At 62.8% G+C, this 18,095-nt stretch carries 27 protein-coding genes; 23 read left to right on the top strand and 4 right to left on the bottom strand.

Annotation, left to right across the window (positions count from 1 at the left end):
- Positions 1-7: 7 nt before the first annotated feature.
- The 17 genes from rplN to QZZ02_RS11085 all read left to right on the top strand — a co-directional run bounded on the left by rplN (position 8) and on the right by QZZ02_RS11085 (position 10,199).
- Positions 8-376 carry a 50S ribosomal protein L14 gene (rplN, locus tag QZZ02_RS11165; RefSeq protein ID WP_291844520.1) on the top strand — a complete coding sequence of 123 codons (369 nt, stop codon included), beginning with the start codon at positions 8-10 and terminating at the stop codon, positions 374-376.
- Positions 376-690: a 50S ribosomal protein L24 gene (gene rplX, locus QZZ02_RS11160; RefSeq protein WP_291844518.1), complete on the top strand. Its 315-nt coding sequence runs from the start codon at positions 376-378 to the stop codon at positions 688-690. Before rplN ends, rplX begins: the two co-directional genes overlap by 1 nt.
- Positions 683-1,243: a 50S ribosomal protein L5 gene (gene rplE, locus QZZ02_RS11155; protein ID WP_291844515.1), complete on the top strand. Its 561-nt coding sequence runs from the start codon at positions 683-685 to the stop codon at positions 1,241-1,243. The genes rplX and rplE overlap by 8 nt, the downstream gene beginning before the upstream one ends.
- Before the next feature lie 49 nt (positions 1,244-1,292).
- Entirely contained in the window at positions 1,293-1,598 is a 306-nt protein-coding gene (gene rpsN, locus QZZ02_RS11150; protein WP_291844513.1) for a 30S ribosomal protein S14, read from the top strand.
- 16 nt (positions 1,599-1,614) lie between these two features.
- Positions 1,615-2,013 (top strand): 30S ribosomal protein S8, encoded by a 399-nt coding sequence (gene rpsH, locus QZZ02_RS11145; protein WP_075190864.1) that lies wholly within the window; start codon positions 1,615-1,617, stop codon positions 2,011-2,013.
- A gap of 12 nt (positions 2,014-2,025) precedes the next feature.
- A complete protein-coding gene (gene rplF / locus QZZ02_RS11140) occupies positions 2,026-2,559 on the top strand; it encodes a 50S ribosomal protein L6 (RefSeq protein WP_291844510.1) in 534 nt (177 codons plus the stop codon).
- Between the two features lie 8 nt (positions 2,560-2,567).
- On the top strand, positions 2,568-2,930 hold the full coding sequence (gene rplR / locus QZZ02_RS11135) for a 50S ribosomal protein L18 (RefSeq protein WP_291844508.1): 363 nt from the start codon (positions 2,568-2,570) through the stop codon (positions 2,928-2,930).
- A gap of 12 nt (positions 2,931-2,942) precedes the next feature.
- Complete coding sequence (gene rpsE, locus QZZ02_RS11130; protein ID WP_291844505.1) at positions 2,943-3,575, top strand: 30S ribosomal protein S5; 633 nt, start codon at positions 2,943-2,945, stop codon at positions 3,573-3,575.
- A gap of 12 nt (positions 3,576-3,587) precedes the next feature.
- Positions 3,588-3,773, top strand: a complete 186-nt coding sequence (rpmD, locus tag QZZ02_RS11125) for a 50S ribosomal protein L30 (RefSeq protein WP_291844503.1) — start codon at positions 3,588-3,590, stop codon at positions 3,771-3,773.
- 40 nt (positions 3,774-3,813) lie between these two features.
- Complete coding sequence (gene rplO, locus QZZ02_RS11120; protein ID WP_291844501.1) at positions 3,814-4,293, top strand: 50S ribosomal protein L15; 480 nt, start codon at positions 3,814-3,816, stop codon at positions 4,291-4,293.
- Positions 4,294-4,326: 33 nt separating this feature from the next.
- Positions 4,327-5,667, top strand: a complete 1,341-nt coding sequence (gene secY, locus QZZ02_RS11115; RefSeq protein WP_366511529.1) for a preprotein translocase subunit SecY — start codon at positions 4,327-4,329, stop codon at positions 5,665-5,667.
- The gene (locus QZZ02_RS11110) at positions 5,664-6,230 is read left to right on the top strand and encodes an adenylate kinase (RefSeq protein WP_291844498.1); all 567 of its coding nucleotides are present in this window, start codon (positions 5,664-5,666) and stop codon (positions 6,228-6,230) included. Before secY ends, QZZ02_RS11110 begins: the two co-directional genes overlap by 4 nt.
- 144 nt (positions 6,231-6,374) lie before the next feature.
- Positions 6,375-6,743 (top strand): 30S ribosomal protein S13, encoded by a 369-nt coding sequence (gene rpsM, locus QZZ02_RS11105; protein ID WP_291844495.1) that lies wholly within the window; start codon positions 6,375-6,377, stop codon positions 6,741-6,743.
- 11 nt (positions 6,744-6,754) lie between these two features.
- Positions 6,755-7,144 carry a 30S ribosomal protein S11 gene (gene rpsK, locus QZZ02_RS11100; RefSeq protein WP_291844491.1) on the top strand — a complete coding sequence of 130 codons (390 nt, stop codon included), beginning with the start codon at positions 6,755-6,757 and terminating at the stop codon, positions 7,142-7,144.
- 74 nt (positions 7,145-7,218) lie between these two features.
- Positions 7,219-8,238, top strand: a complete 1,020-nt coding sequence (locus QZZ02_RS11095; protein ID WP_011643709.1) for a DNA-directed RNA polymerase subunit alpha — start codon at positions 7,219-7,221, stop codon at positions 8,236-8,238.
- Positions 8,239-8,283: 45 nt separating this feature from the next.
- Complete coding sequence (gene rplQ / locus QZZ02_RS11090) at positions 8,284-8,706, top strand: 50S ribosomal protein L17 (RefSeq protein WP_075190856.1); 423 nt, start codon at positions 8,284-8,286, stop codon at positions 8,704-8,706.
- A gap of 89 nt (positions 8,707-8,795) precedes the next feature.
- The gene (locus QZZ02_RS11085) at positions 8,796-10,199 is read left to right on the top strand and encodes a Do family serine endopeptidase (RefSeq protein ID WP_291844484.1); all 1,404 of its coding nucleotides are present in this window, start codon (positions 8,796-8,798) and stop codon (positions 10,197-10,199) included.
- Between the two features lies 1 nt (position 10,200).
- Here QZZ02_RS11085 and QZZ02_RS11080 read toward each other — a convergent pair whose 3' ends face one another.
- Positions 10,201-10,644 (bottom strand): VOC family protein, encoded by a 444-nt coding sequence (locus QZZ02_RS11080; protein WP_291844481.1) that lies wholly within the window; start codon positions 10,642-10,644, stop codon positions 10,201-10,203.
- The gene (locus QZZ02_RS11075) at positions 10,641-11,105 is read right to left on the bottom strand and encodes a VOC family protein (RefSeq protein ID WP_291844478.1); all 465 of its coding nucleotides are present in this window, start codon (positions 11,103-11,105) and stop codon (positions 10,641-10,643) included. The genes QZZ02_RS11080 and QZZ02_RS11075 overlap by 4 nt, the downstream gene beginning before the upstream one ends.
- 79 nt (positions 11,106-11,184) lie before the next feature.
- On the opposite strand from QZZ02_RS11075, the gene QZZ02_RS11070 reads away from it, so the two are divergent.
- Entirely contained in the window at positions 11,185-12,501 is a 1,317-nt protein-coding gene (locus QZZ02_RS11070) for a replication-associated recombination protein A (RefSeq protein ID WP_291844571.1), read from the top strand.
- 67 nt (positions 12,502-12,568) lie between these two features.
- Positions 12,569-12,949: a hypothetical protein gene (locus QZZ02_RS11065; protein ID WP_291844475.1), complete on the top strand. Its 381-nt coding sequence runs from the start codon at positions 12,569-12,571 to the stop codon at positions 12,947-12,949.
- Between the two features lie 6 nt (positions 12,950-12,955).
- On the opposite strand, the gene QZZ02_RS11060 is transcribed toward QZZ02_RS11065, so the two are convergent.
- A complete protein-coding gene (locus tag QZZ02_RS11060) occupies positions 12,956-13,639 on the bottom strand; it encodes a hypothetical protein (RefSeq protein WP_291844472.1) in 684 nt (227 codons plus the stop codon).
- A 532-nt stretch (positions 13,640-14,171) separates the two neighbouring features.
- On the opposite strand from QZZ02_RS11060, the gene crcB reads away from it, so the two are divergent.
- Together crcB and QZZ02_RS11050 are read left to right on the top strand one after the other, a co-directional pair.
- Positions 14,172-14,555, top strand: coding sequence for a fluoride efflux transporter CrcB (gene crcB, locus QZZ02_RS11055; RefSeq protein ID WP_291844469.1), 384 nt, complete (start codon positions 14,172-14,174; stop codon positions 14,553-14,555).
- The gene (locus QZZ02_RS11050; RefSeq protein ID WP_291844466.1) at positions 14,552-15,544 is read left to right on the top strand and encodes an RluA family pseudouridine synthase; all 993 of its coding nucleotides are present in this window, start codon (positions 14,552-14,554) and stop codon (positions 15,542-15,544) included. Before crcB ends, QZZ02_RS11050 begins: the two co-directional genes overlap by 4 nt.
- Before the next feature lie 10 nt (positions 15,545-15,554).
- On the opposite strand, the gene QZZ02_RS11045 is transcribed toward QZZ02_RS11050, so the two are convergent.
- Entirely contained in the window at positions 15,555-15,875 is a 321-nt protein-coding gene (locus tag QZZ02_RS11045) for a DUF1244 domain-containing protein (RefSeq protein WP_291844461.1), read from the bottom strand.
- A gap of 110 nt (positions 15,876-15,985) precedes the next feature.
- On the opposite strand from QZZ02_RS11045, the gene QZZ02_RS11040 reads away from it, so the two are divergent.
- Together QZZ02_RS11040 and QZZ02_RS11035 are read left to right on the top strand one after the other, a co-directional pair.
- The gene (locus QZZ02_RS11040; protein ID WP_291844458.1) at positions 15,986-16,678 is read left to right on the top strand and encodes an HAD-IA family hydrolase; all 693 of its coding nucleotides are present in this window, start codon (positions 15,986-15,988) and stop codon (positions 16,676-16,678) included.
- Positions 16,679-16,770: 92 nt separating this feature from the next.
- Positions 16,771-18,090, top strand: a complete 1,320-nt coding sequence (locus QZZ02_RS11035; protein ID WP_291844455.1) for a hypothetical protein — start codon at positions 16,771-16,773, stop codon at positions 18,088-18,090.
- Positions 18,091-18,095 lie beyond the last annotated feature (5 nt).

The following is an 18,095-nucleotide window of genomic DNA, read 5'->3' as shown; positions in this document are numbered from 1 at the left end:
ATCTTCAATGATCCAGATGCAGACCAATCTGGACGTGGCAGACAATTCTGGCGCCCGTCGTGTTCAGTGCATCAAGGTGCTTGGCGGTGCCAAGCGTCGCTATGCCCACGTCGGCGACATCATTGTGGTGTCCGTCAAGGAAGCCATCCCGCGTGGCCGTGTGAAGAAGGGTGACGTCCGCAAGGCCGTCGTCGTTCGCGTGGCCAAGGACATCAAGCGCAAGGACGGTTCCGTCATTCGCTTTGATGGCAACGCGGCTGTGATTATCAATAATAACAACGAGCCGCTCGGCACGCGTATCTTCGGGCCGGTTCCGCGCGAACTTCGCGCCAAGAACCACATGAAGATCGTGTCGCTGGCGCCGGAGGTGCTGTAATGGCTGCCAAGATCAAGAAGGGCGACAAGGTCGTCATTCTCGCCGGCCGTGACAAAGGCAAGACCGGCGAAGTCACCAAGGTCCTGCCGACCGAGGACCGTGTCATTGTGGCCGGCGTGAACGTGGTCAAGCGCCACACGCGTGCGACCCAGACCGACCAGGGCGGCATCAAGGAAAAGGAAGCCTCGATCCACGTCTCGAACGTGGCCGTGGCTGATCCGAAAACCGGCGAGGCAACTCGTGTCGGCTTCAAGATTGAAGACGGCAAGAAGGTCCGCATCGCCAAGAGCTCGGGCGAGGTTATCGATGTCTGATACCGCCACTTACACCCCACGCCTTCGCGCCAAGTACAACGAAGCAATTCGTAAGGCGATGAAGGAAAAATTCGGCTATGCCAACGACCTGCAGATCCCGCGTCTCGACAAGATCGTGATCAACATGGGCGTCGGTGAGGCTTCCCAGGACTCCAAGAAGATCAAGGGTGCCCTGGAAGATCTCGAAGCCATTTCCGGCCAGAAGCCGGTCAAGACGGTCGCCAAGAAGTCCATCGCGGGCTTCAAGCTCCGCGAGGAGCAGGTGATTGGCGCGAAAGTGACCCTGCGCCAGGATCGTATGTACGAATTCCTGGACCGCCTGATCACGATCGCCCTGCCGCGTGTGCGTGACTTCCGCGGGCTCAATGGTAAGAGCTTCGACGGTCGCGGCAATTACGCGATGGGTCTCAAGGAACATATCGTGTTCCCGGAAATCGACTACGACAAGGTCGAGAAAATCCGGGGTATGGATATCGTTGTCTGCACGACCGCAGGCAATGATGAGGAAGCGAAGGCCCTGCTGGCCGAGTTCGATTTCCCCTTTACGAACTGACGCAGCAGGAGAGCAAAGCCGTTCGGGCTTTGCACGCAGGAGGACTTAAATGGCGAAAACTTCCGCAATCGAGCGCAACCTGAAGCGTGCGCGCCTGGCCAAGCGTTATGCGGCCAAGCGTGAGCAGCTCAAGGCGATTGCTCGTAACAAGGATCTGCCGGTCGAGGAGCGCTTTGCTGCGCAGCTGAAACTGGCTGAACTGCCGCGTAATTCGGCGGTTACCCGCATTCGGAACCGGTGTGAGATCACCGGCCGTCCGCGTGCTTTCTATCGCAAGCTCCGCATGTCGCGTATCGCGCTGCGTGACTACGCCAGCCAGGGTCTTGTCCCGGGCATGGTCAAGTCGAGCTGGTAAGAGAGGAGACGAAAAGATGTCTGTGAACGATCCTCTCGGCGATATGCTGACCCGTATCCGCAATGCGCTGATGCGCAACAAGCGGACCGTCAACACGCCGGCCTCGGCCTTGCGCCGCCGCGTGCTCGACGTTCTCAAGTCGGAAGGCTACATCCGCGATTACGCGGAAGTGGAACACGCTTCCGGCATGAAAGAGTTCGAGATCGAACTCAAGTATTTCGAAGGTGACTCGGTCATTTCGGAGATCAAGCGTATCTCCAAGCCGGGCCGCCGCGTCTATTCAGGCGTCAAGGACCTTCCGCTCGTCCAGAACGGCCTCGGCATCGCAATCCTGTCCACCCCCAAGGGTGTGATGTCGGATTCGACTGCTCGCGAGTCCAATGTGGGCGGCGAGATCCTCTGTCACGTCAGCTAAGGGAGCGAACCAATGTCACGTATCGGTAAACTCCCGGTAGCCATTCCCGGCGGTGTCACGATGACGCTCACGGACACGGCGCTGACCGTCAAGGGTCCCAAGGGCGAGCTGTCCATGACCTTCGTGGATGAGGTAAATGTCGAGCAGGGCGAAGATGGCATTGTCATCAAGCCGCGCGACGAGACCAAGAAGGCCCGCGCGATGTGGGGCATGCAACGTGCCCTGGTCGCCAACCTGGTTCAGGGTGTCACGGCTGGCTACGAGAAAAATCTCGAGCTGGTCGGCGTCGGTTACCGCGCGCAGATGCAGGGCTCGTCCCTGAAGCTGTCGCTGGGTCTGTCGCATGACGTCATCTATGACGCGCCGCAGGGCATCACGATCGAGGTCGGCAAGCCGACCGAAGTGAAGATCACGGGCGCTGACAAGCAGCGCGTTGGCCAGACGGCCGCCGAGATCCGCCGCTTCCGTCCGCCGGAGCCCTACAAGGGCAAGGGCATCAAATATGTCGGCGAGTACATCCGCCGCAAAGAAGGCAAGAAGAAGTAGGGCGAGCGATGAAAACTCAACGCGAAAAATCGGTCCGTCGCGCCCAGCGCAACCGGATCCGTCTGCGCAAGTTCGCCAACGGCCGTCCGCGGCTGTCGGTCTACCGGTCTTCGAAGAACATCTATGCCCAGATCATCGACGATGTGTCGGGCAAGACGGTCGTCGCTGCCTCCTCGCTCGAGGATGCCGCTCAAAAGGAGCATGGCAAGGGTTGCGACACGAAGGCTGCCGAGATCGTCGGCAAGCTGATCGCCGAGCGCGCTGTCAAGGAAGGCGTCAAGGACGTCGTCTTCGACCGTGGCGGTTACATCTTTCACGGGCGTGTCAAAGCGCTCGCAGAGGCGGCCCGCGAGGGCGGCCTGAACTTCTAAGGGAGCGGACGTATGGCTCATCAAAACGAGCAACAGCGCGGCGGTGACCGCGGCGACCGCGGTGATCGCGGTGACCGTGGCCGTGGCCGCGGCCGTGGCCGCGACCGCGACCAGGAGCGTGACGACGAACTCGTCGACAAGCTCGTCCACATCAACCGCGTCGCCAAGACGGTGAAGGGTGGCCGGAACTTCCAGTTCGCAGCCCTCGTCGTCGTCGGTGACACCAAGGGCCGCGTCGGCTTCGGACAGGGCAAGGCACGCGAAGTGCCGGAAGCCATTCGCAAGGCGACCGACGAAGCCAAGAAAAACATGGTTCGTGTTCCGCTGCGCGAAGGCCGCACCCTGCACCATGACGGCAAGGGCCGTCACGGCGCCGGCAAGGTCGTGCTGCGGGCAGCGCCTCCGGGTACCGGTGTTATCGCCGGTGGTCCGATGCGCGCCGTGCTGGAAACCCTCGGGGTCCAGGATGTGGTTGCCAAGTCGGTTGGCACGTCCAACCCGTACAACATGATCCGCGCCACCATGGACGCGCTGAAGTCGCAGTCGAGCCCGCGCTCGGTTGCTGCCAAGCGTGGTCTGAAGGTCGGTGATCTGGTGAACCGCCGTGATGACGGCGCGTCCTCACCGGAAGCGATCGAAGCGTAAGGACCGGACACAATGGCCAACAAGACCATCCGCGTGCGCCAGACGGGCAGCGCCATCCGCCGCCCCAAAGATCAGCGCGCCACGCTTATCGGCCTCGGTCTCAACAAGATCGGTCGTGAGCGTCAGCTGGAAGACACACCGTCTGTCCGCGGCATGATTGCCAAGGTCAGCCACATGGTGGAAATCGTCGAGGAGTAGGTCCCCCTTGGGGAAACCGCTCCATCGAATGGAGAACGACATGCGTCTCAATGAATTGCGCGACAATGACGGTGCGACCAAGAACCGTTTCCGCGTCGGCCGTGGTATCGGTTCCGGCAAGGGCAAGACCGGTGGTCGTGGCGTCAAGGGCCAGAAATCCCGTTCGGGTGTGGCCATCAAGGGCTTTGAAGGCGGTCAGATGCCGCTTCACATGCGTCTGCCGAAGCGGGGCTTCAACAAGCCGAACCGCAAGGCATGGGCAGAGGTGAATCTCGGCCGTCTCGAGAAGGCAATCAGTGAAGGCAAGATCGACGCGAAAAAGCCGATCGATGCCGACGTCCTGATGGCAGCGGGCCTGGTCCGTCGCCAGCTGGATGGCATCCGCCTCCTTGCGAAGGGCGAGCTCAAGTCCAAAGTAGAGATCACCATTGCCGGTGCCTCCAAGACTGCGATTGCCGCCGTCGAGAAGGCTGGTGGCAAGGTGACCCTCACCGCCGTGGCCGACGACGCCGCGGAATAAGCGACTTCACGCCGACCTTTTAAGGACGTCTTCATGGCTTCAGCTGCCGAACAGCTTGCTGCGAACATGAATTTTAGCTCCTTCGCGAAAGCGAAGGAGCTGCAGCAACGCATCCTGTTCACGATCGGGATCCTGATTGTCTACCGGATTGGTACTTTCGTGCCGATTCCGGGGATCAATCCGGCCGAATACGCCCGCGTGTTCGATTCACTGGGCGGGCAGGGGCAGGGTATCCTGTCCATGTTCAACATGCTGGGCGGCGGTGCCGTCGAACGCATGGCGATCTTCGTGCTCAATGTGATGCCGTACATCTCGGCCTCGATCATCATGCAGCTGATGTCTGCCACCATTCCCAGCCTTGAAAAGCTGAAGAAGGAAGGTGGCGAACAGGGCCGTCAGCAGATCAACCAGTACACCCGCTATCTCACGGTCTTCCTGGCGACAGGGCAGGCCTTTGCGATCGCAATCGGCATGAATACGCCGAATGCGGAAGGCGTGGCACTGGCGCTCAATCCGGGCCCCTTCTTCCTGGCATCGACCGTGATTACCCTGGTGGGCGCCACCATGCTGCTGTTGTGGCTGGGCGAGCAGATCACCGCGCGCGGGGTTGGCAATGGTGTTTCGCTGATCATCTTTGCCGGCATTATTTCGGCCGTTCCCGGTGTGATCGGTGGGGCTTTGTCGCAGGCGTCTTCGACGGGTGATGGCACTGTCTTGCTGGTCGGTACCGTCCTGATCATCATCGGCCTCCTGCTGGTGGTTTTCATGGAGCGCTCGCAGCGCCGGCTTCTGGTCCAGTATCCCAAGCGTCAGCAGGGCAATCGCATGGTCGGTGGTGACACCTCCTTCCTGCCGCTCAAGCTGAACACGGCCGGTGTCATCCCGCCGATCTTTGCCTCGTCCCTGCTGCTGCTGCCGGCAACGGCGGCCAGTTTCCAGGCCCAGTCGGGCGCTGGCTGGCTGCAGACGGTCGTGGCCTATCTCGGACCGGGCGCGCCGCTCTTCATGGTGCTCTACGCCGCCATGATCATCTTTTTCTGCTTCTTCTACACCTCGGTGGTTTTCAATCCCGAAGACACGGCCGAGAACCTGCGGAAGTATGGTGGTTTCCTGCCGGGCATCCGTCCCGGCAAGCGGACCGCGGAATACATCGACTACGTCCTGTCCCGCCTGACCCTGATCGGGGCCCTCTACCTGGTCCTGATCTGTATGGTGCCGATGCTGCTCAATCCGCAGACGGCGCTGGGCGGCACCTCCCTGCTCATCGTGGTTTCGGTGACGCTGGACACGGTTTCCCAGATTCAGTCCCATCTGCTGGCTCACCAGTATGAAGGCCTGATCAAGAAGTCGAAGCTGCGGGGACGCAAACGATGAACATCATCCTGTTCGGACCGCCGGGCTGCGGCAAGGGCACCCAATCCAAGCGACTGGTGACAGAGCGCGGCTGGGTGCAGCTCTCCACCGGAGACATGCTGCGCGAGGCCAAGGCGGCCGGAACAGAACTGGGCCAGCGGGTGGCCGCGATCATGGATGCCGGAAATCTGGTGTCCGACGAGATCGTGATCGAGCTGATCGAGGAGAGACTGCCGGAAGCCGAAGCGGCCGGTGGTGCCATCTTTGACGGTTTCCCGCGTACGGTGGCCCAGGCAGAGGCTCTTGATGCGGCGCTGGCCAAGCGCGGTGCCGGGGTTGATGCCGTTGTCCGCCTGCTGGTGGATGATTCTGAATTGGTCGCACGCATGGAAAAGCGTGCGGCGGAAGAGGGACGGGCCGATGACAATATCGACGCGTTCAAAGTACGACTGAAAGCCTACCAGGATCAGACCGCGCCGCTGATCCCGTTTTACGCCCGGTCGGGCAAGATTCGGGAAGTTCCCGGCATGGGATCCATGGACGAGGTTGCAGCAGGAATTGCTGCAGCGCTCGAAGAGAAGTGACACACACCTGTTGCAACCCCATTGACGGGGTGGCAACGCTGACTGTAGATAGCGCCCTTCGCGAAACGGGCGAGCTGAAGTGGCGACCGAAAGGTTGCCTCTTGGGCCGTCCGTGAATGGCGTTCAGAATTTGGGAGATGGAAAGTGGCCCGTATTGCCGGCGTCAATATTCCGACGAATAAGCGCGTAGAGATCGCGCTTCGCTACATCCACGGCATTGGCCCGGCCAAGGCGAAGGAGATCTGCGAGCAGGTTTCCATCACGCCCGAGCGTCGAGTCAGTGAACTGACGGATGCGGAAGTCCTGCAAATCCGCGAAGTGATCGATCGTGATCACATGGTGGAAGGGGACCTGCGCCGTGACGTGGCTGTGAACATCAAGCGCCTCATGGACCTGGGCAACTACCGTGGCCTGCGCCACCGTCGTGGCCTGCCTGTCCGTGGCCAGCGCACTCACACCAATGCGCGTACGCGCAAAGGTCCCGCCAAGCCGATTGCCGGCAAGAAAAAGTAGGGTCCTGACCAATGGCTAAGGAAACAGGCCGCGTTAAGCGGCGTGAACGCAAAAACATCACGTCGGGCGTTGCCCACGTGAGTGCCAGCTTCAACAACACCATGGTGACCATCACGGACGCCCAGGGAAATGCAATTTCCTGGTCGTCGGCCGGTCACATGGGCTTCAAGGGTTCGCGCAAATCGACCCCTTATGCGGCCCAGATGGCTGCTGAGGATGCCGGCAAGAAGGCGATGGACCACGGCATGAAGACCATCGAAGTGAAGGTCTCCGGTCCGGGTTCGGGGCGTGAAAGCGCGCTGCGTGCGTTGCAGTCGGTGGGTTTCACCATCACCACCATCCAGGACGTGACACCGATCCCGCACAACGGTTGCCGTCCGCCGAAGCGCCGCCGCGTCTAGTACGCTGCGCGCATTTCGCCTGTTGAACGCGCCGGCGGTCCAACCCGTACGGCTGATGAAGGGGCAGTAAGAACGTGATCGAGAAGAACTGGCAAGAACTCATCCGCCCGATGAAGCCGGAAATCGAGCCGGGACATGATCCCGCGCGCCAAGCCAAGATTGTCGCCGAGCCGCTGGAGCGTGGCTTCGGCATGACGCTGGGCAATGCGCTGCGTCGTGTCCTGCTGTCCTCGCTTCAGGGTGCAGCAGTGACGAATGTCCACATCGACGGCGTCGTCCACGAGTTTTCGTCGATCGACGGCGTTCGTGAAGACGTCACCGACATCGTGCTGAACATCAAGCAGATCGCCCTGCGCATGCATGGCGAAGGTCCCAAGCGTGTCGTGCTCAAGAAGTCCGGCCCCGGTATCGTCACCGCTGGTGATATCGAGGAAACGGCCGACGTCGAGATCGTCAACAAGGACCTCGCCCTGTGCACGCTGGACGAGGGTGCGGAAATCCGCATGGAGTTCACCATCAATACCGGCAAGGGCTATGTTCCTTCCGAGCGTAACCGCCCGGAAGACGCCCCGATCGGCCTGATTGGTGTTGATGCGCTGTACAGCCCGGTCAAGCGGGTGTCCTACAAGGTCGAGAACACCCGTGAGGGCCAGGTTCTCGACTATGACAAGCTGACGCTTGAAGTTGAGACGGACGGAACCGTCACCCCGGAAGATTCCGTGGCCTTTGCCGCGCGTATCCTCCAGGACCAGTTCCAGATCTTCATCAATTTCGAAGAGGCTGTCGAGGCCCGTCCGGCCGAGGACGACAAGCCCGAGCTCGACTTCAACCCGGCGCTGCTGCGCAAGGTCGACGAGCTGGAACTGTCGGTGCGTTCGGCGAACTGCCTGAAGAACGACAACATCGTCTACATCGGTGACCTGATTCAGAAGTCCGAGGCGGAAATGCTCCGTACCCCGAACTTCGGACGCAAGTCGCTTAATGAGATCAAGGAAGTTCTTGCCCAGATGGGTCTCCATCTTGGCATGGAAGCGCCGAACTGGCCGCCGGAGAACATCGAAGATCTCGCCAAACGTTTTGAGGATCACGTCTAGGCAGCCGCCGGGAGGCGCCTGAACCGGACCTGAGGAGATAAAGCCATGCGTCACGGCATCGCACACCGCAAGCTTAACCGCACCCATTCGCACCGCAAGGCGATGCTGGCCAATATGGCTGCCTCGCTGATCGAGCACGAACAGATCGTCACCACCTTGCCGAAAGCCAAGGAACTGGCCCCGTTCGTGGACAAGCTGATCACGCTGGCCAAGCGCGGCGACGTGCACGGCCGTCGCCAGGCGATGTCCAAGGTCCGCAATGAGGACCAGGTCAAGAAACTGTTCGACACGCTCGGCGGTCGTTATTCCGAGCGCGATGGTGGTTACACCCGCGTGCTCAAGGCCGGCTTCCGCCATGGTGACAATGCACCGATGGCTGTCATCGAGCTGGTTGACCGCGACCCGTCTGCCAAGGGTGCCGCTGACCGCGCGCGCCTCGAGGAAGAAGGCGGCATGACTGAGGAGTAAGCTTCCAGTCAGCACAAGTTCACGGAAGGGCGGCTTTGCTTCGGCAGGGCCGCCTTTTTCGTGCCCGCAATCCAGCCTATATGGGTGCCATGATCAGATCTGTCCTAATTGCCTGCCTCCTCGCGTCCGCGCCCGCGGCCGCCCAGGAGATCGACCTTGCCGGTGCCGCCGATGACCGGATCATTCCCGCCAGCCGAGCCGGGATGCAGATGTCCTTTGCACCGGTTGTTCGCGAGGCGACCCCGGCGGTGGTGAATGTGTACTCGCGACGCGTGGCGGCCAATCAGCATCCGTTCGCCAATGACCCGTTCTTCTCGCGCATGTTCCGCAGCCAGCCGCGTGAACAGAATTCGCTGGGCTCCGGCGTCATCGTCGATGCCTCCGGCGTCATCGTGACCAATAATCATGTCGTGGCCGGTGCGACCGAGCTGCGCGTGGTGCTCGCGGATCGTCGCGAATACGAGGCCGTGATCCTGCTCACCGATGAAGCCACCGACCTGGCCGTCCTGCGCGTCGAGACCGACGAACCGCTGCCCGTTCTGCCGTTTGACCGCTCCGGTGATATCGAGGTCGGTGACCTGGTACTGGCGATCGGCAATCCGTTTGGCGTCGGGCAGACCGTGACCTCCGGCATTGTGTCGGCGCTGGCACGAACCGATGTCGGGCAGACCGATTTTGCCTCTTTCATCCAGACCGATGCGGCGATCAATCCGGGCAATTCCGGCGGCGCACTGGTCGACATGGACGGCGAGCTGGTCGGTGTGAACACGATGATCTTCTCTCGCTCGGGTGGCTCGAACGGGATCGGTTTTGCCATTCCGGTCGAGATGGTCGCCCGCGTCGTCGATACGGCGATGAGCGAGGGCGAGCTGATCCGGCCCTGGCTGGGCGCGCGGCTGCAGACCGTCGACAGTGATATTGCCGATGCGTTCGGCCTCAGCCGGCCTCGCGGTGCGCTGGTCAATGACATCTACCCGCAAGCCGCGGCCGACATGGCCGGCTTGATGCAGGGCGATATCGTCCTCGCCATTGACGGCCAGCCCGTCAACAACGAGGCCGGCGCGCGGTTCCGTCTTGCCACGCGTGCGGCCGGCGATGATGCCGTCTTCACCGTCCTGCGTGATGGCGAGGAAATTTCCCTCAATGTTGCCGTCGAGCCGGCGCCGGGCATTGCCGAGCCGGACCCGTTCGAGGCCGTCGGGCGCAATCCGCTGTCAGGCGCGGCGATGGTCACCCTGTCGCCGGCCTTCAACGAACGCGTCGGTCTCGATCCGTTCCGCGGGGGTGTGGTGGTCAGCGCTGTCGGTCGTCGCTCGGTCGCCGGACGCTTCGGCTTCCGTCCCGGTGATCAGTTGGTGGAGTTGATGGGGATCCCCATTCATTCCCTCGACGATGTCGCCGAGGTGCTGGCAGCCCATGACGGCGAACAGGTGTGGCCACTCATTGTCGAGCGGCGCGGCCAGCGCTTCGAGACTTCGGTGCGGCTCTACTAGCCTAGCCAGGTGCTGTTTCGTGGGGTTTCAGCGCCACGAAGCTCCAGACATGGCCGAACGGATCGCGGGCCTTGCCGTGGCGACCGAAGAACTCGTCCTGGCACGGGCGGACCACTGTTGCGCCCGCGGCGACGGCGCGGTCGAACCAGGCGTCGGCATCTGTGACATAGAGATTGAGCGTGAACGTGGTGCGATTGCCCAGCGTTGGTGGCGCGACATTGCCGATCATCGCCTCGTGCCGGGGGAATTCATCGGCCAGCATCACGATGCCTTCATTGATGCGCAGCGTGGCATGGCCAAGCTTGCCTTCGAAATCATAGCGCTCGAGCAGTTCGGCCCCGAAGGCGCGGACATAGAAGTCGATCGCGGCGGCGCCATCGCGGACGCTGAGATAGGGCGCCACGCCGCTGGTCGGCGGCGCATGGGTGTCCCGCGGGTCGCTCATCGCGGACCTTCCCTGTCGGCTTGTGCCGACGTGGCGGCGAGCGACAAGACATAGCCCCAGGGATCCTTGAGCTGGCCATAGCGGTCGCCCCAGAACATGTCGGCCAGCGGCATGGTGATCTCGGCACCGGCCCGGACCGCGCGATCCCACCAGGCATCGATATCATCGACCTGCATGTGCAGGGCGATACCCGCGGGAACAGGCGCCAGGGCGCCGCCGCGATATTCCGGGAAATCATCATGCAGGAAGACCGAGCCGCCATTGATCACAAGGTGGCCGTGCAGGACGCGTTTCTCGTCTTCCGCCATCTGGCAGAAAACAAGCTCCGCGCCGAAGGCGGCCTTGTAGAACCTGACGGCGGCGAGGGCGTCCCTGGTCGTCAGGTGCGGCGTGACCCCGCTGGCCACGGGCGTGCCCTGGTGATCATTGGCCGGCCGCGTCCGGGTTTCGCTATCCGTCATGTCTGCCTCCCCAGCTCATCTGCAAGTCTATCACGCCCGCACTTCTGCGAAACCGCGAACACGCCTAGTCTTGGCCCTGATGACAAGCCTGTTTGAAGCCGCCGGCCTTGACGCCGATGCCCCGCGCCCGCTCGCCGACCGCCTGCGTCCGCAAACCCTGGCCGATGTGGTCGGCCAGGATCATTTGCTGGCCGGCAAGGGCCCGATCGCCCGCATGCGCGCGCAGGGCCGTCTCGCCTCGCTGATCCTGTGGGGACCGCCCGGGGTCGGCAAGACCACGATTGCCCGCCTGCTGGCCGAGGATAGCGGGCTCGAGTTCGAGCCGCTCTCGGCCGTCTTCTCCGGCGTTGCTGATCTCAAGAAGGCGTTCGAGCGTGCCCGCGCACGGCGCCAGCAGGGGCGCGGCACACTGCTCTTCGTCGACGAAATCCACCGTTTCAACCGGGCCCAGCAGGACGGTTTCCTGCCCGTGGTGGAGGAGGGCACGGTGACGCTGGTCGGGGCGACCACGGAAAACCCGTCCTTCGAGCTCAATGCCGCCTTGCTGTCGCGCTGCCAGGTTCTCGTCCTCAAGCGACTGGATGATGACGGGCTGGAGCTTCTGATGCTGCGCGCGGAAGCCGAGATGGGCCGGGCACTGCCGCTCGATGCCGGCGGCCGTGCGGCGCTGCGCTCGATGGCCGATGGCGACGGGCGCTACATGCTGAACCTGGTCGAGGAAGTCTTCACCTTTGATCCGCAGACAACCGTCAGCGCCGAGGATCTTGCCGAACTCCTCAACAAGCGCGCCACTGCCTACGACAAGGACCGCGAAGAGCACTACAATCTGATTTCGGCCCTGCACAAGTCGATCCGCGGCTCGGACCCGGATGCGGCGCTGTACTGGTTTGCGCGCATGCTGGAGGGCGGCGAGGATCCGCTCTTCCTCGCGCGCCGCCTGGTGCGCATGGCGTCGGAGGATATCGGACTGGCCGACCCGACCGGTCTGATGATTGCCAATGAGGCGGCCCGCACCTATGAGCGGCTCGGTTCGCCGGAAGGGGAATTGGCGCTGGCCCATGCCGTCGTGCACCTGGCGACGGCAGCCAAGTCGAATGCCGTTTACGTCGCTTTCAAGCGGGCCCGGAGCGCGGCCAGGGCAACAGGCTCGCTGATGCCACCCGCGCACATCCTCAACGCCCCGACGGCCCTGATGAAGGACCAGGGCTATGGCAAGGGCTATGAGTATGACCACGACGCCGCCGGCGGTGTTTCCGGGCAGGACTATTTCCCGGACGACATGCCCGATCGTCCGGTCTTCTATGAACCGCGCGACAGCGGCCGCGAAGCGGCGATCGCCGAACGTCTGACCCGATGGCGGGCCTTGCGCGATCAGCGCCGCGGCGGGCGACCATAAGGCGGTACTTGCCAATCACACGGTTCACGCGAATGCTCCCCTCGCAATGACTCTGGGGGGAGTTCACATGAAACCGGAACGCATTCACCTGACGCTTGGCCTCATCTGGCTCATTCTCGGCATGTTGCTGGGCGAGCATATGGGCCGCTCGGGCGATCACACGCAAATGCCGACCCATGCCCACATGATGCTGCTGGGCGGCGTCCTGCCGATCCTCTGGGCGATCCTGTACCGCGTCTTCAAGCTCGGCAGTGGCCTGCTGGCCTGGGCCCAGGTCGGCCTGCACCATATTGCCGTGCTGGTGATGATCCCGTCGCTCTATCTGATGTTCGGTCAAATGGCCGAGGAATCGACGGTCGGACCGCTGCTCGGTATCGGGGCCATTCTGGCCATCGTTTCGGTGGCGCTGGTTCTGGTCCTGAGCCTGCGAGCCAGGCCGGACGCCTGAGTTCCGCTACTCTGTGCCGGCAGTCGGCGTCTCGCAGGCCTCGCCGCCGACCGTGTCGGCCTCAAACGGACCCAGGCCGAGTGCGGCCCGGTCGTCGTTGATCGCTTCGGGATCGGCGACGGGCCAGGCCCGGGTGGTTCCGTCAACGCACTGCGTCGCGGTGCCATAGGGCTGCGGGCGGTTTTCCGTCACGGCCAGCGCATCTGCCATGGCCGCGTATTGTGCGCCGTCATAGCCGCCGGCGAGGGCAACGGGTTCCAGCGCGGCCACGAGGCGTGGCGTGCTGTCGGGATCGCGCGCCGCCATGCGCAAAAGGTCAGCGCCCAGTCGCGGGTGTTCCTGCCACAGGATGGCGAAACGCTGCGGGTCGATCTGGCCCAGCGCCCAGCGATTATTGCCGTCCTCGGTCTCGCGCATTTCCGCGCCCAGCGCGTTGAGGATTTCGCCCCGCGCACCATCGTCGAGATCATTGCGCGCGATGACGGGCAGCAGGAGTTCGGAGAGATAACGCTCGCGCGCCTTGCGGGCCGCCATCTGGGCGACCGTATCGCCATAGGCTGCCAGCCGTCCCTCGATCCGGGCGATCAGGGTCGCGGCGTCAGTGGGTTCGGATTCGGCCACGGCTTCCACCGGTGGCGGCGCCTCGGCGTCCTGCAGGACAAGCATGGCGGCCAGAATGAAGATGGACATTGGTCGACTCCCCGATTGTCGGGACAGTCTAGCGCCGCGTGTGGCGTATCCAAGGCATGTCGACAAAACAAAAGCGGCAGTCCCGGGGGGAGGCTGCCGCTTTCGCTTGGGGTCGGGTGTGATCAGGACGGGGGACGGTGAGGCGTGTCGCCGGTCCGGATCGGGTGCCGTATGGGAAGAGCCCTTGGGGGCGGCTCAACCTAGGCGAATGCGCCGCCGAGGGCGATCGTCATGGCGCCAAACACACCGGCCACGAAAAGTATATTGACGAGTGTCGAGAGGGAGTTCGAAACACGGTCCATCATGGGTTCAGTCCTTGTCTTCCAGGCGAGCCGAGCCTTCCCGGTTCGCACGTTGGTAAATAAGGACTTAGCGATGATCGGCAATCGACATTATGCCAAGGCAGCCTTGCAAAAACGCATGGGTTGCGGTTTATGACGTGAAATTAAGGATTGGTTAGTGCCGGGTTAATGTCGCGATCGCGAATGCGGGAGTGCTTGCCAATCCGGCTGCGGGACCCTATCGAGCCGGGATGATCAATTATCTTCTCGTCGGCGTCGGCGGTGCGCTGGGCGCCCTGTCGCGCTATCAGGTCGGTCGGCTGACCTTTCGCTGGTTCGGTCCGGAACAGGTCTGGGGCACATTCGCGGTCAATCTGGCCGGGGGGCTGCTGATGGGCCTGCTGATCGGCTGGCTTGCCGCAACCGATCGCGCCGACCAGCAATATATCCGCCTGTTCGGGGCCGTCGGATTCCTTGGCGGCTTCACGACCTTTTCGGCTTTTTCGCTGGAGATTGCCAATATGCTTGAGCGCAAGGCCATCCTGCCGGCCTTCGGCTATGCGGCCAGCTCGGTCGTGCTCGCCTTGGCGGCGGTGTTTCTCGGCCTTTGGATCATGCGGAAGGCGTTTGCATGAGCGGTGTCCAGACCATCAGGGTCGAAGCGTCCGAGGACGGCTCCCGGGTAGATCGCTGGTTCAAGCGGCGCTTTCCCCATGTCTCCGCCATCATGGTCCAGAAACTGTGCCGCAAGGGACAGATCCGGGTCGATGGTGGACGTGTGAAAGGCGACAGCCGGGTCCATGAGGGCCAGGAAATCCGCATTCCGCCGCTGCCCGAACCCGGTGAACGGCCGCCGGCCAACCGCCTGTCGGATGACGACATCGCCTATGTGAAATCGCTGGTCATCTACGAGGATGACGAGCTGATCGCCTTCAACAAGCCGGCCGGTCTGGCCGTGCAGGGCGGGTCCAAGACAACACGCCATCTCGACGGTCTGCTGGACGCGTTCGGCGAAGGCCTCGACCGGCCGCGGCTGGTGCACCGGCTCGACAAGGACACGTCCGGCATCCTGATTGTCGGCAAGGGCCCCAAGGCGACAGCCCGCCTCGCCAAGGCCTTCCAGTCGCACAAGACCCGCAAGACCTATTGGGCGATCGCCATTGGTGTGCCCAAGCCCAAGAAGGGCGAGATCAAGGGCTTCATGCGCAAGGCCGCCTCGGTCGGCGTCGACAGCGAGCGTGAAACCATGGTCGCCGCCGGTCATGGCGATGAGGGCGCGCAGCACGCCCTGACCCGCTATGTGGTCATCGGCGAGGCGGGCCAGAAGGCATCCTGGGTCGCGCTGCGTCCGGTCACCGGCCGGACCCACCAGCTGCGCGTCCATCTCGCGGCCATGGGCACCGCCATTCTCGGCGACAAGAAATACACCTGTCACCGGCCGGCCCCGGAGGATCTGGGACGTCGGCTCTGCCTGCATGCGCGTCGCCTGGAAGTGCCGCGTCCGGGCGGCAAGTCGCTCGTGCTCACGGCGGACCTGCCGCCTGCATTGAAGAAGATCTACGACACGCTCGGCTTTTCGGTGAAGGAAATTGACGAGACGGATATCGAGGAAGACCTGGCGTAGGAGAGGCGGCCTAGGCTTCTTTTCCGGCCTGTTTTGCCTTGAAGGCGGCCAGTTTTTCCGGGCTGGTCTCGCCCTGGTGTTTCGCTTTCCACTCGGCCGGCGGCATGCCGTAAACGCGCTCTCGGGCCTGGTCCTTTGTGACCTCGATGCCGCGTTCGGAGGCGGCTTCGCGCCACCAGTCACCCAGGCAGTTGCGGCAAAAATCGGCGAGCAGCATCAAATCGATGTTCTGGACTTCCCTGTGCGCATCCAGATGCGCGACGAGGCGGCGGAAGGCGGCAGCGTCCAGCGCGGTGCGCTCGGTCTCGGTGATGTTTTCGGGCAGGGTCATGTCAGGCGCACTCCGGCTGGGCTGTGATGCATAGCTAGCACGAGGCGGGGCATGCTTGCCAAGCCCGGCACAGCCGCCTATGTCGCGGTCAGCAAATGGAGCCTCGCGGCGTGAACACCCCTCTCAAACTTGCGATCTGGGATGTCGACGGCACGATTGTCGACAGTCGCCAGGTGATCCAGAAGGCGATGGACCGTGCCTTTCGCCGGGCCGGGCTGGGCGGGATCGACTATGATCGCACCCGCACCATTGTCGGGCTTGAGCTGACCGAGGCCGTCACCCGGCTCGCTCCGCCGGATTACACGGCCGAAAAGGCCGTGCAACTGGCGACATTCTACAAGGAAGCCTTCGTCGAGCAGCGCGCCGAGGCCGGCTTTTCCGAACCGCTCTATGATGGCGTGCGCGAGACGATCGAACGCCTGGTCGATGCCGGCTGGCTGATGGGCGTGGCGACCGGCAAGGCGCGTCGCGGCCTCGACATCGTGTTCGAGCATCACGACCTGCACCGCTATTTCGACACGCTGCAGACCGTCGATGGTGGCGCCGGCAAGCCGCATCCGCGCATGGTGCTCGACGCCATGCGCGAAACCGGCATGGACGCCTTCCAGACCGTGATGATCGGCGATACCCGGTTTGACATGGAGATGGGCCGCAATGCCGGTGTGCACACGCTGGGCGTTGGCTGGGGCTTCCACACCGAAGACGAGATTGCCGAGGGCGGCGCCCACAGCATCCATCATGAATTCGCAGCCCTTAATGCCGCGCTGGACCGTTTCGCGGCCACGGTCGACGGGAAATCTTGAGCGACCTCTCATATCCGGCTTTCCGTTTATGTCTTGTTCCTGCTACTCCCGGTTGGTAGAATTCGCGCTCGTGGCGAGTCGGGGAGTCGGGGATGGGCACGACCTCAATCACTGCCGAATCCCGAACCGCGGTTGAGGCGTCGATCGACTCCCAATCCGGCCGCTTTCAAACCCTGAAGCGCGAACTCGACCAGTGCGTTCAATCCCGAATTGCCGAAGGTTATTGGGAAGAACGGGCGTTTGAATCCAGTTACAGCGATGATTTCTTGGCCGTTTCCTGGCGTGGCGGGGTCGGGTATTGGAAGGCGCTTGCCTGGCGCAAAAAGCTGGCCGCGCTCGAAAAGAACCGCGCCGCGCTGCCAAAAGGCGTCCGCTCTGATCGCGAGCGGGAAATCGGGAGTGCCACCCGGTTGATCCATGACCGTTTTGCGCCCAAGCGCGCGGGGCCTTATGCGGTCGAACTCTTCGTGTTCTTCAAGACCGCGAATCTTGCACCGGCGGCGCTGGTGCAGATGGCACCCGATTGCGTACCGGCCTTCATGGAAGCCCCCTTGCATACGCATTTCCTGATCCGCCGCCAACAAAGCGCGGTTGACCAGGGTGAGGCGCTGCGCTTCGGCGGTTTCGACCCGCTTGCCGAGACCCCCAGGGATGGCTCGGCCCTGTGCAAACTTTTTCTTTCTCTGGCATTTCCGAAGGAAGCACCGCCCATCACCGATGAGCCTGAGCCCAGATGCCTGCTGTGCATCCTGCTCGCGCTTGCGGCGATTGCGCTGCTGGGCATTGCGGCGACCATTCTTCTGGTTCCGGACTGGCGCGACAGCCTGTTCCGGGCGCTTGATATTGGCCGGCGCTCTGAAATCGTCCGCCTTGATGAGGAGCTGGCAAACCTTCAGGAAGAATATGATCGCGTCCTGGCCCGAGCCCAGGCACCGGATGTTGCTCTGGATACGAGCCGCGTCGAGATGCTGGAAAGGGAATTGGACCGATTGGCGTCACAGTTGGCTGAACATGGCCAGGACGTGCCGGCCCGCACGCTGCCGCTCGGTGTTCCGCCCTGCCTGCCGGTCGTTGCTACGATGAGCGCCGGGGGAGGCGCGCCGGGGTATATATATGCTGTAACGCTCGGCGCCGGGGGCATACGCCTGTCCGAACCGGCCGGCGTTCACGCCTTGTCAGCGTCGGATCTGGCAGACCCGGACTTTCCCGTGACCCGCCCGATGCCGCAAGAAGTGCTTTCGATCGACGCTTTCGAGGCGCTTGTTTCGCCGATCTCGCAAGCGGCTCGAGCCGCCTATTGCGCGCATTACGTGCTGCTGCGCGATGGTGAGACAAATGACAGGGAAGGCTATATCGCCCAGCGAAGCGCGGTCGAGCGTCATTTTTACGTCTACCGACCGTCCCCGCAATGATCGAG

It is taken from the genome of Maricaulis sp. (genome assembly GCF_015665295.1).
In the GTDB taxonomy this organism is placed as follows: domain Bacteria; phylum Pseudomonadota; class Alphaproteobacteria; order Caulobacterales; family Maricaulaceae; genus Maricaulis.
This window is presented reverse-complemented; position numbering and strand designations above follow the sequence as displayed.

Excerpts from the sequence above, each read along its gene's own strand:
- rplN (WP_291844520.1), top strand. The coding sequence starts at position 8 with ATGATCCAGATGCAGACCAATCTGGACGTGGCAGACAATTCTGGCGCC.
- rplX (WP_291844518.1), top strand. The coding sequence starts at position 376 with ATGGCTGCCAAGATCAAGAAGGGCGACAAGGTCGTCATTCTCGCCGGC.
- rplE (WP_291844515.1), top strand. The coding sequence starts at position 683 with ATGTCTGATACCGCCACTTACACCCCACGCCTTCGCGCCAAGTACAAC.
- rpsN (WP_291844513.1), top strand. The coding sequence starts at position 1,293 with ATGGCGAAAACTTCCGCAATCGAGCGCAACCTGAAGCGTGCGCGCCTG.
- rpsH (WP_075190864.1), top strand. The coding sequence starts at position 1,615 with ATGTCTGTGAACGATCCTCTCGGCGATATGCTGACCCGTATCCGCAAT.
- rplF (WP_291844510.1), top strand. The coding sequence starts at position 2,026 with ATGTCACGTATCGGTAAACTCCCGGTAGCCATTCCCGGCGGTGTCACG.
- rplR (WP_291844508.1), top strand. The coding sequence starts at position 2,568 with ATGAAAACTCAACGCGAAAAATCGGTCCGTCGCGCCCAGCGCAACCGG.
- rpsE (WP_291844505.1), top strand. The coding sequence starts at position 2,943 with ATGGCTCATCAAAACGAGCAACAGCGCGGCGGTGACCGCGGCGACCGC.
- rpmD (WP_291844503.1), top strand. The coding sequence starts at position 3,588 with ATGGCCAACAAGACCATCCGCGTGCGCCAGACGGGCAGCGCCATCCGC.
- rplO (WP_291844501.1), top strand. The coding sequence starts at position 3,814 with ATGCGTCTCAATGAATTGCGCGACAATGACGGTGCGACCAAGAACCGT.
- secY (WP_366511529.1), top strand. The coding sequence starts at position 4,327 with ATGGCTTCAGCTGCCGAACAGCTTGCTGCGAACATGAATTTTAGCTCC.
- QZZ02_RS11110 (WP_291844498.1), top strand. The coding sequence starts at position 5,664 with ATGAACATCATCCTGTTCGGACCGCCGGGCTGCGGCAAGGGCACCCAA.
- rpsK (WP_291844491.1), top strand. The coding sequence starts at position 6,755 with ATGGCTAAGGAAACAGGCCGCGTTAAGCGGCGTGAACGCAAAAACATC.
- rplQ (WP_075190856.1), top strand. The coding sequence starts at position 8,284 with ATGCGTCACGGCATCGCACACCGCAAGCTTAACCGCACCCATTCGCAC.
- QZZ02_RS11085 (WP_291844484.1), top strand. The coding sequence starts at position 8,796 with ATGATCAGATCTGTCCTAATTGCCTGCCTCCTCGCGTCCGCGCCCGCG.
- QZZ02_RS11080 (WP_291844481.1), bottom strand. The coding sequence starts at position 10,644 with ATGAGCGACCCGCGGGACACCCATGCGCCGCCGACCAGCGGCGTGGCG.
- QZZ02_RS11075 (WP_291844478.1), bottom strand. The coding sequence starts at position 11,105 with ATGACGGATAGCGAAACCCGGACGCGGCCGGCCAATGATCACCAGGGC.
- QZZ02_RS11070 (WP_291844571.1), top strand. The coding sequence starts at position 11,185 with ATGACAAGCCTGTTTGAAGCCGCCGGCCTTGACGCCGATGCCCCGCGC.
- QZZ02_RS11065 (WP_291844475.1), top strand. The coding sequence starts at position 12,569 with ATGAAACCGGAACGCATTCACCTGACGCTTGGCCTCATCTGGCTCATT.
- QZZ02_RS11060 (WP_291844472.1), bottom strand. The coding sequence starts at position 13,639 with ATGTCCATCTTCATTCTGGCCGCCATGCTTGTCCTGCAGGACGCCGAG.
- crcB (WP_291844469.1), top strand. The coding sequence starts at position 14,172 with ATGATCAATTATCTTCTCGTCGGCGTCGGCGGTGCGCTGGGCGCCCTG.
- QZZ02_RS11050 (WP_291844466.1), top strand. The coding sequence starts at position 14,552 with ATGAGCGGTGTCCAGACCATCAGGGTCGAAGCGTCCGAGGACGGCTCC.
- QZZ02_RS11045 (WP_291844461.1), bottom strand. The coding sequence starts at position 15,875 with ATGACCCTGCCCGAAAACATCACCGAGACCGAGCGCACCGCGCTGGAC.
- QZZ02_RS11035 (WP_291844455.1), top strand. The coding sequence starts at position 16,771 with ATGGGCACGACCTCAATCACTGCCGAATCCCGAACCGCGGTTGAGGCG.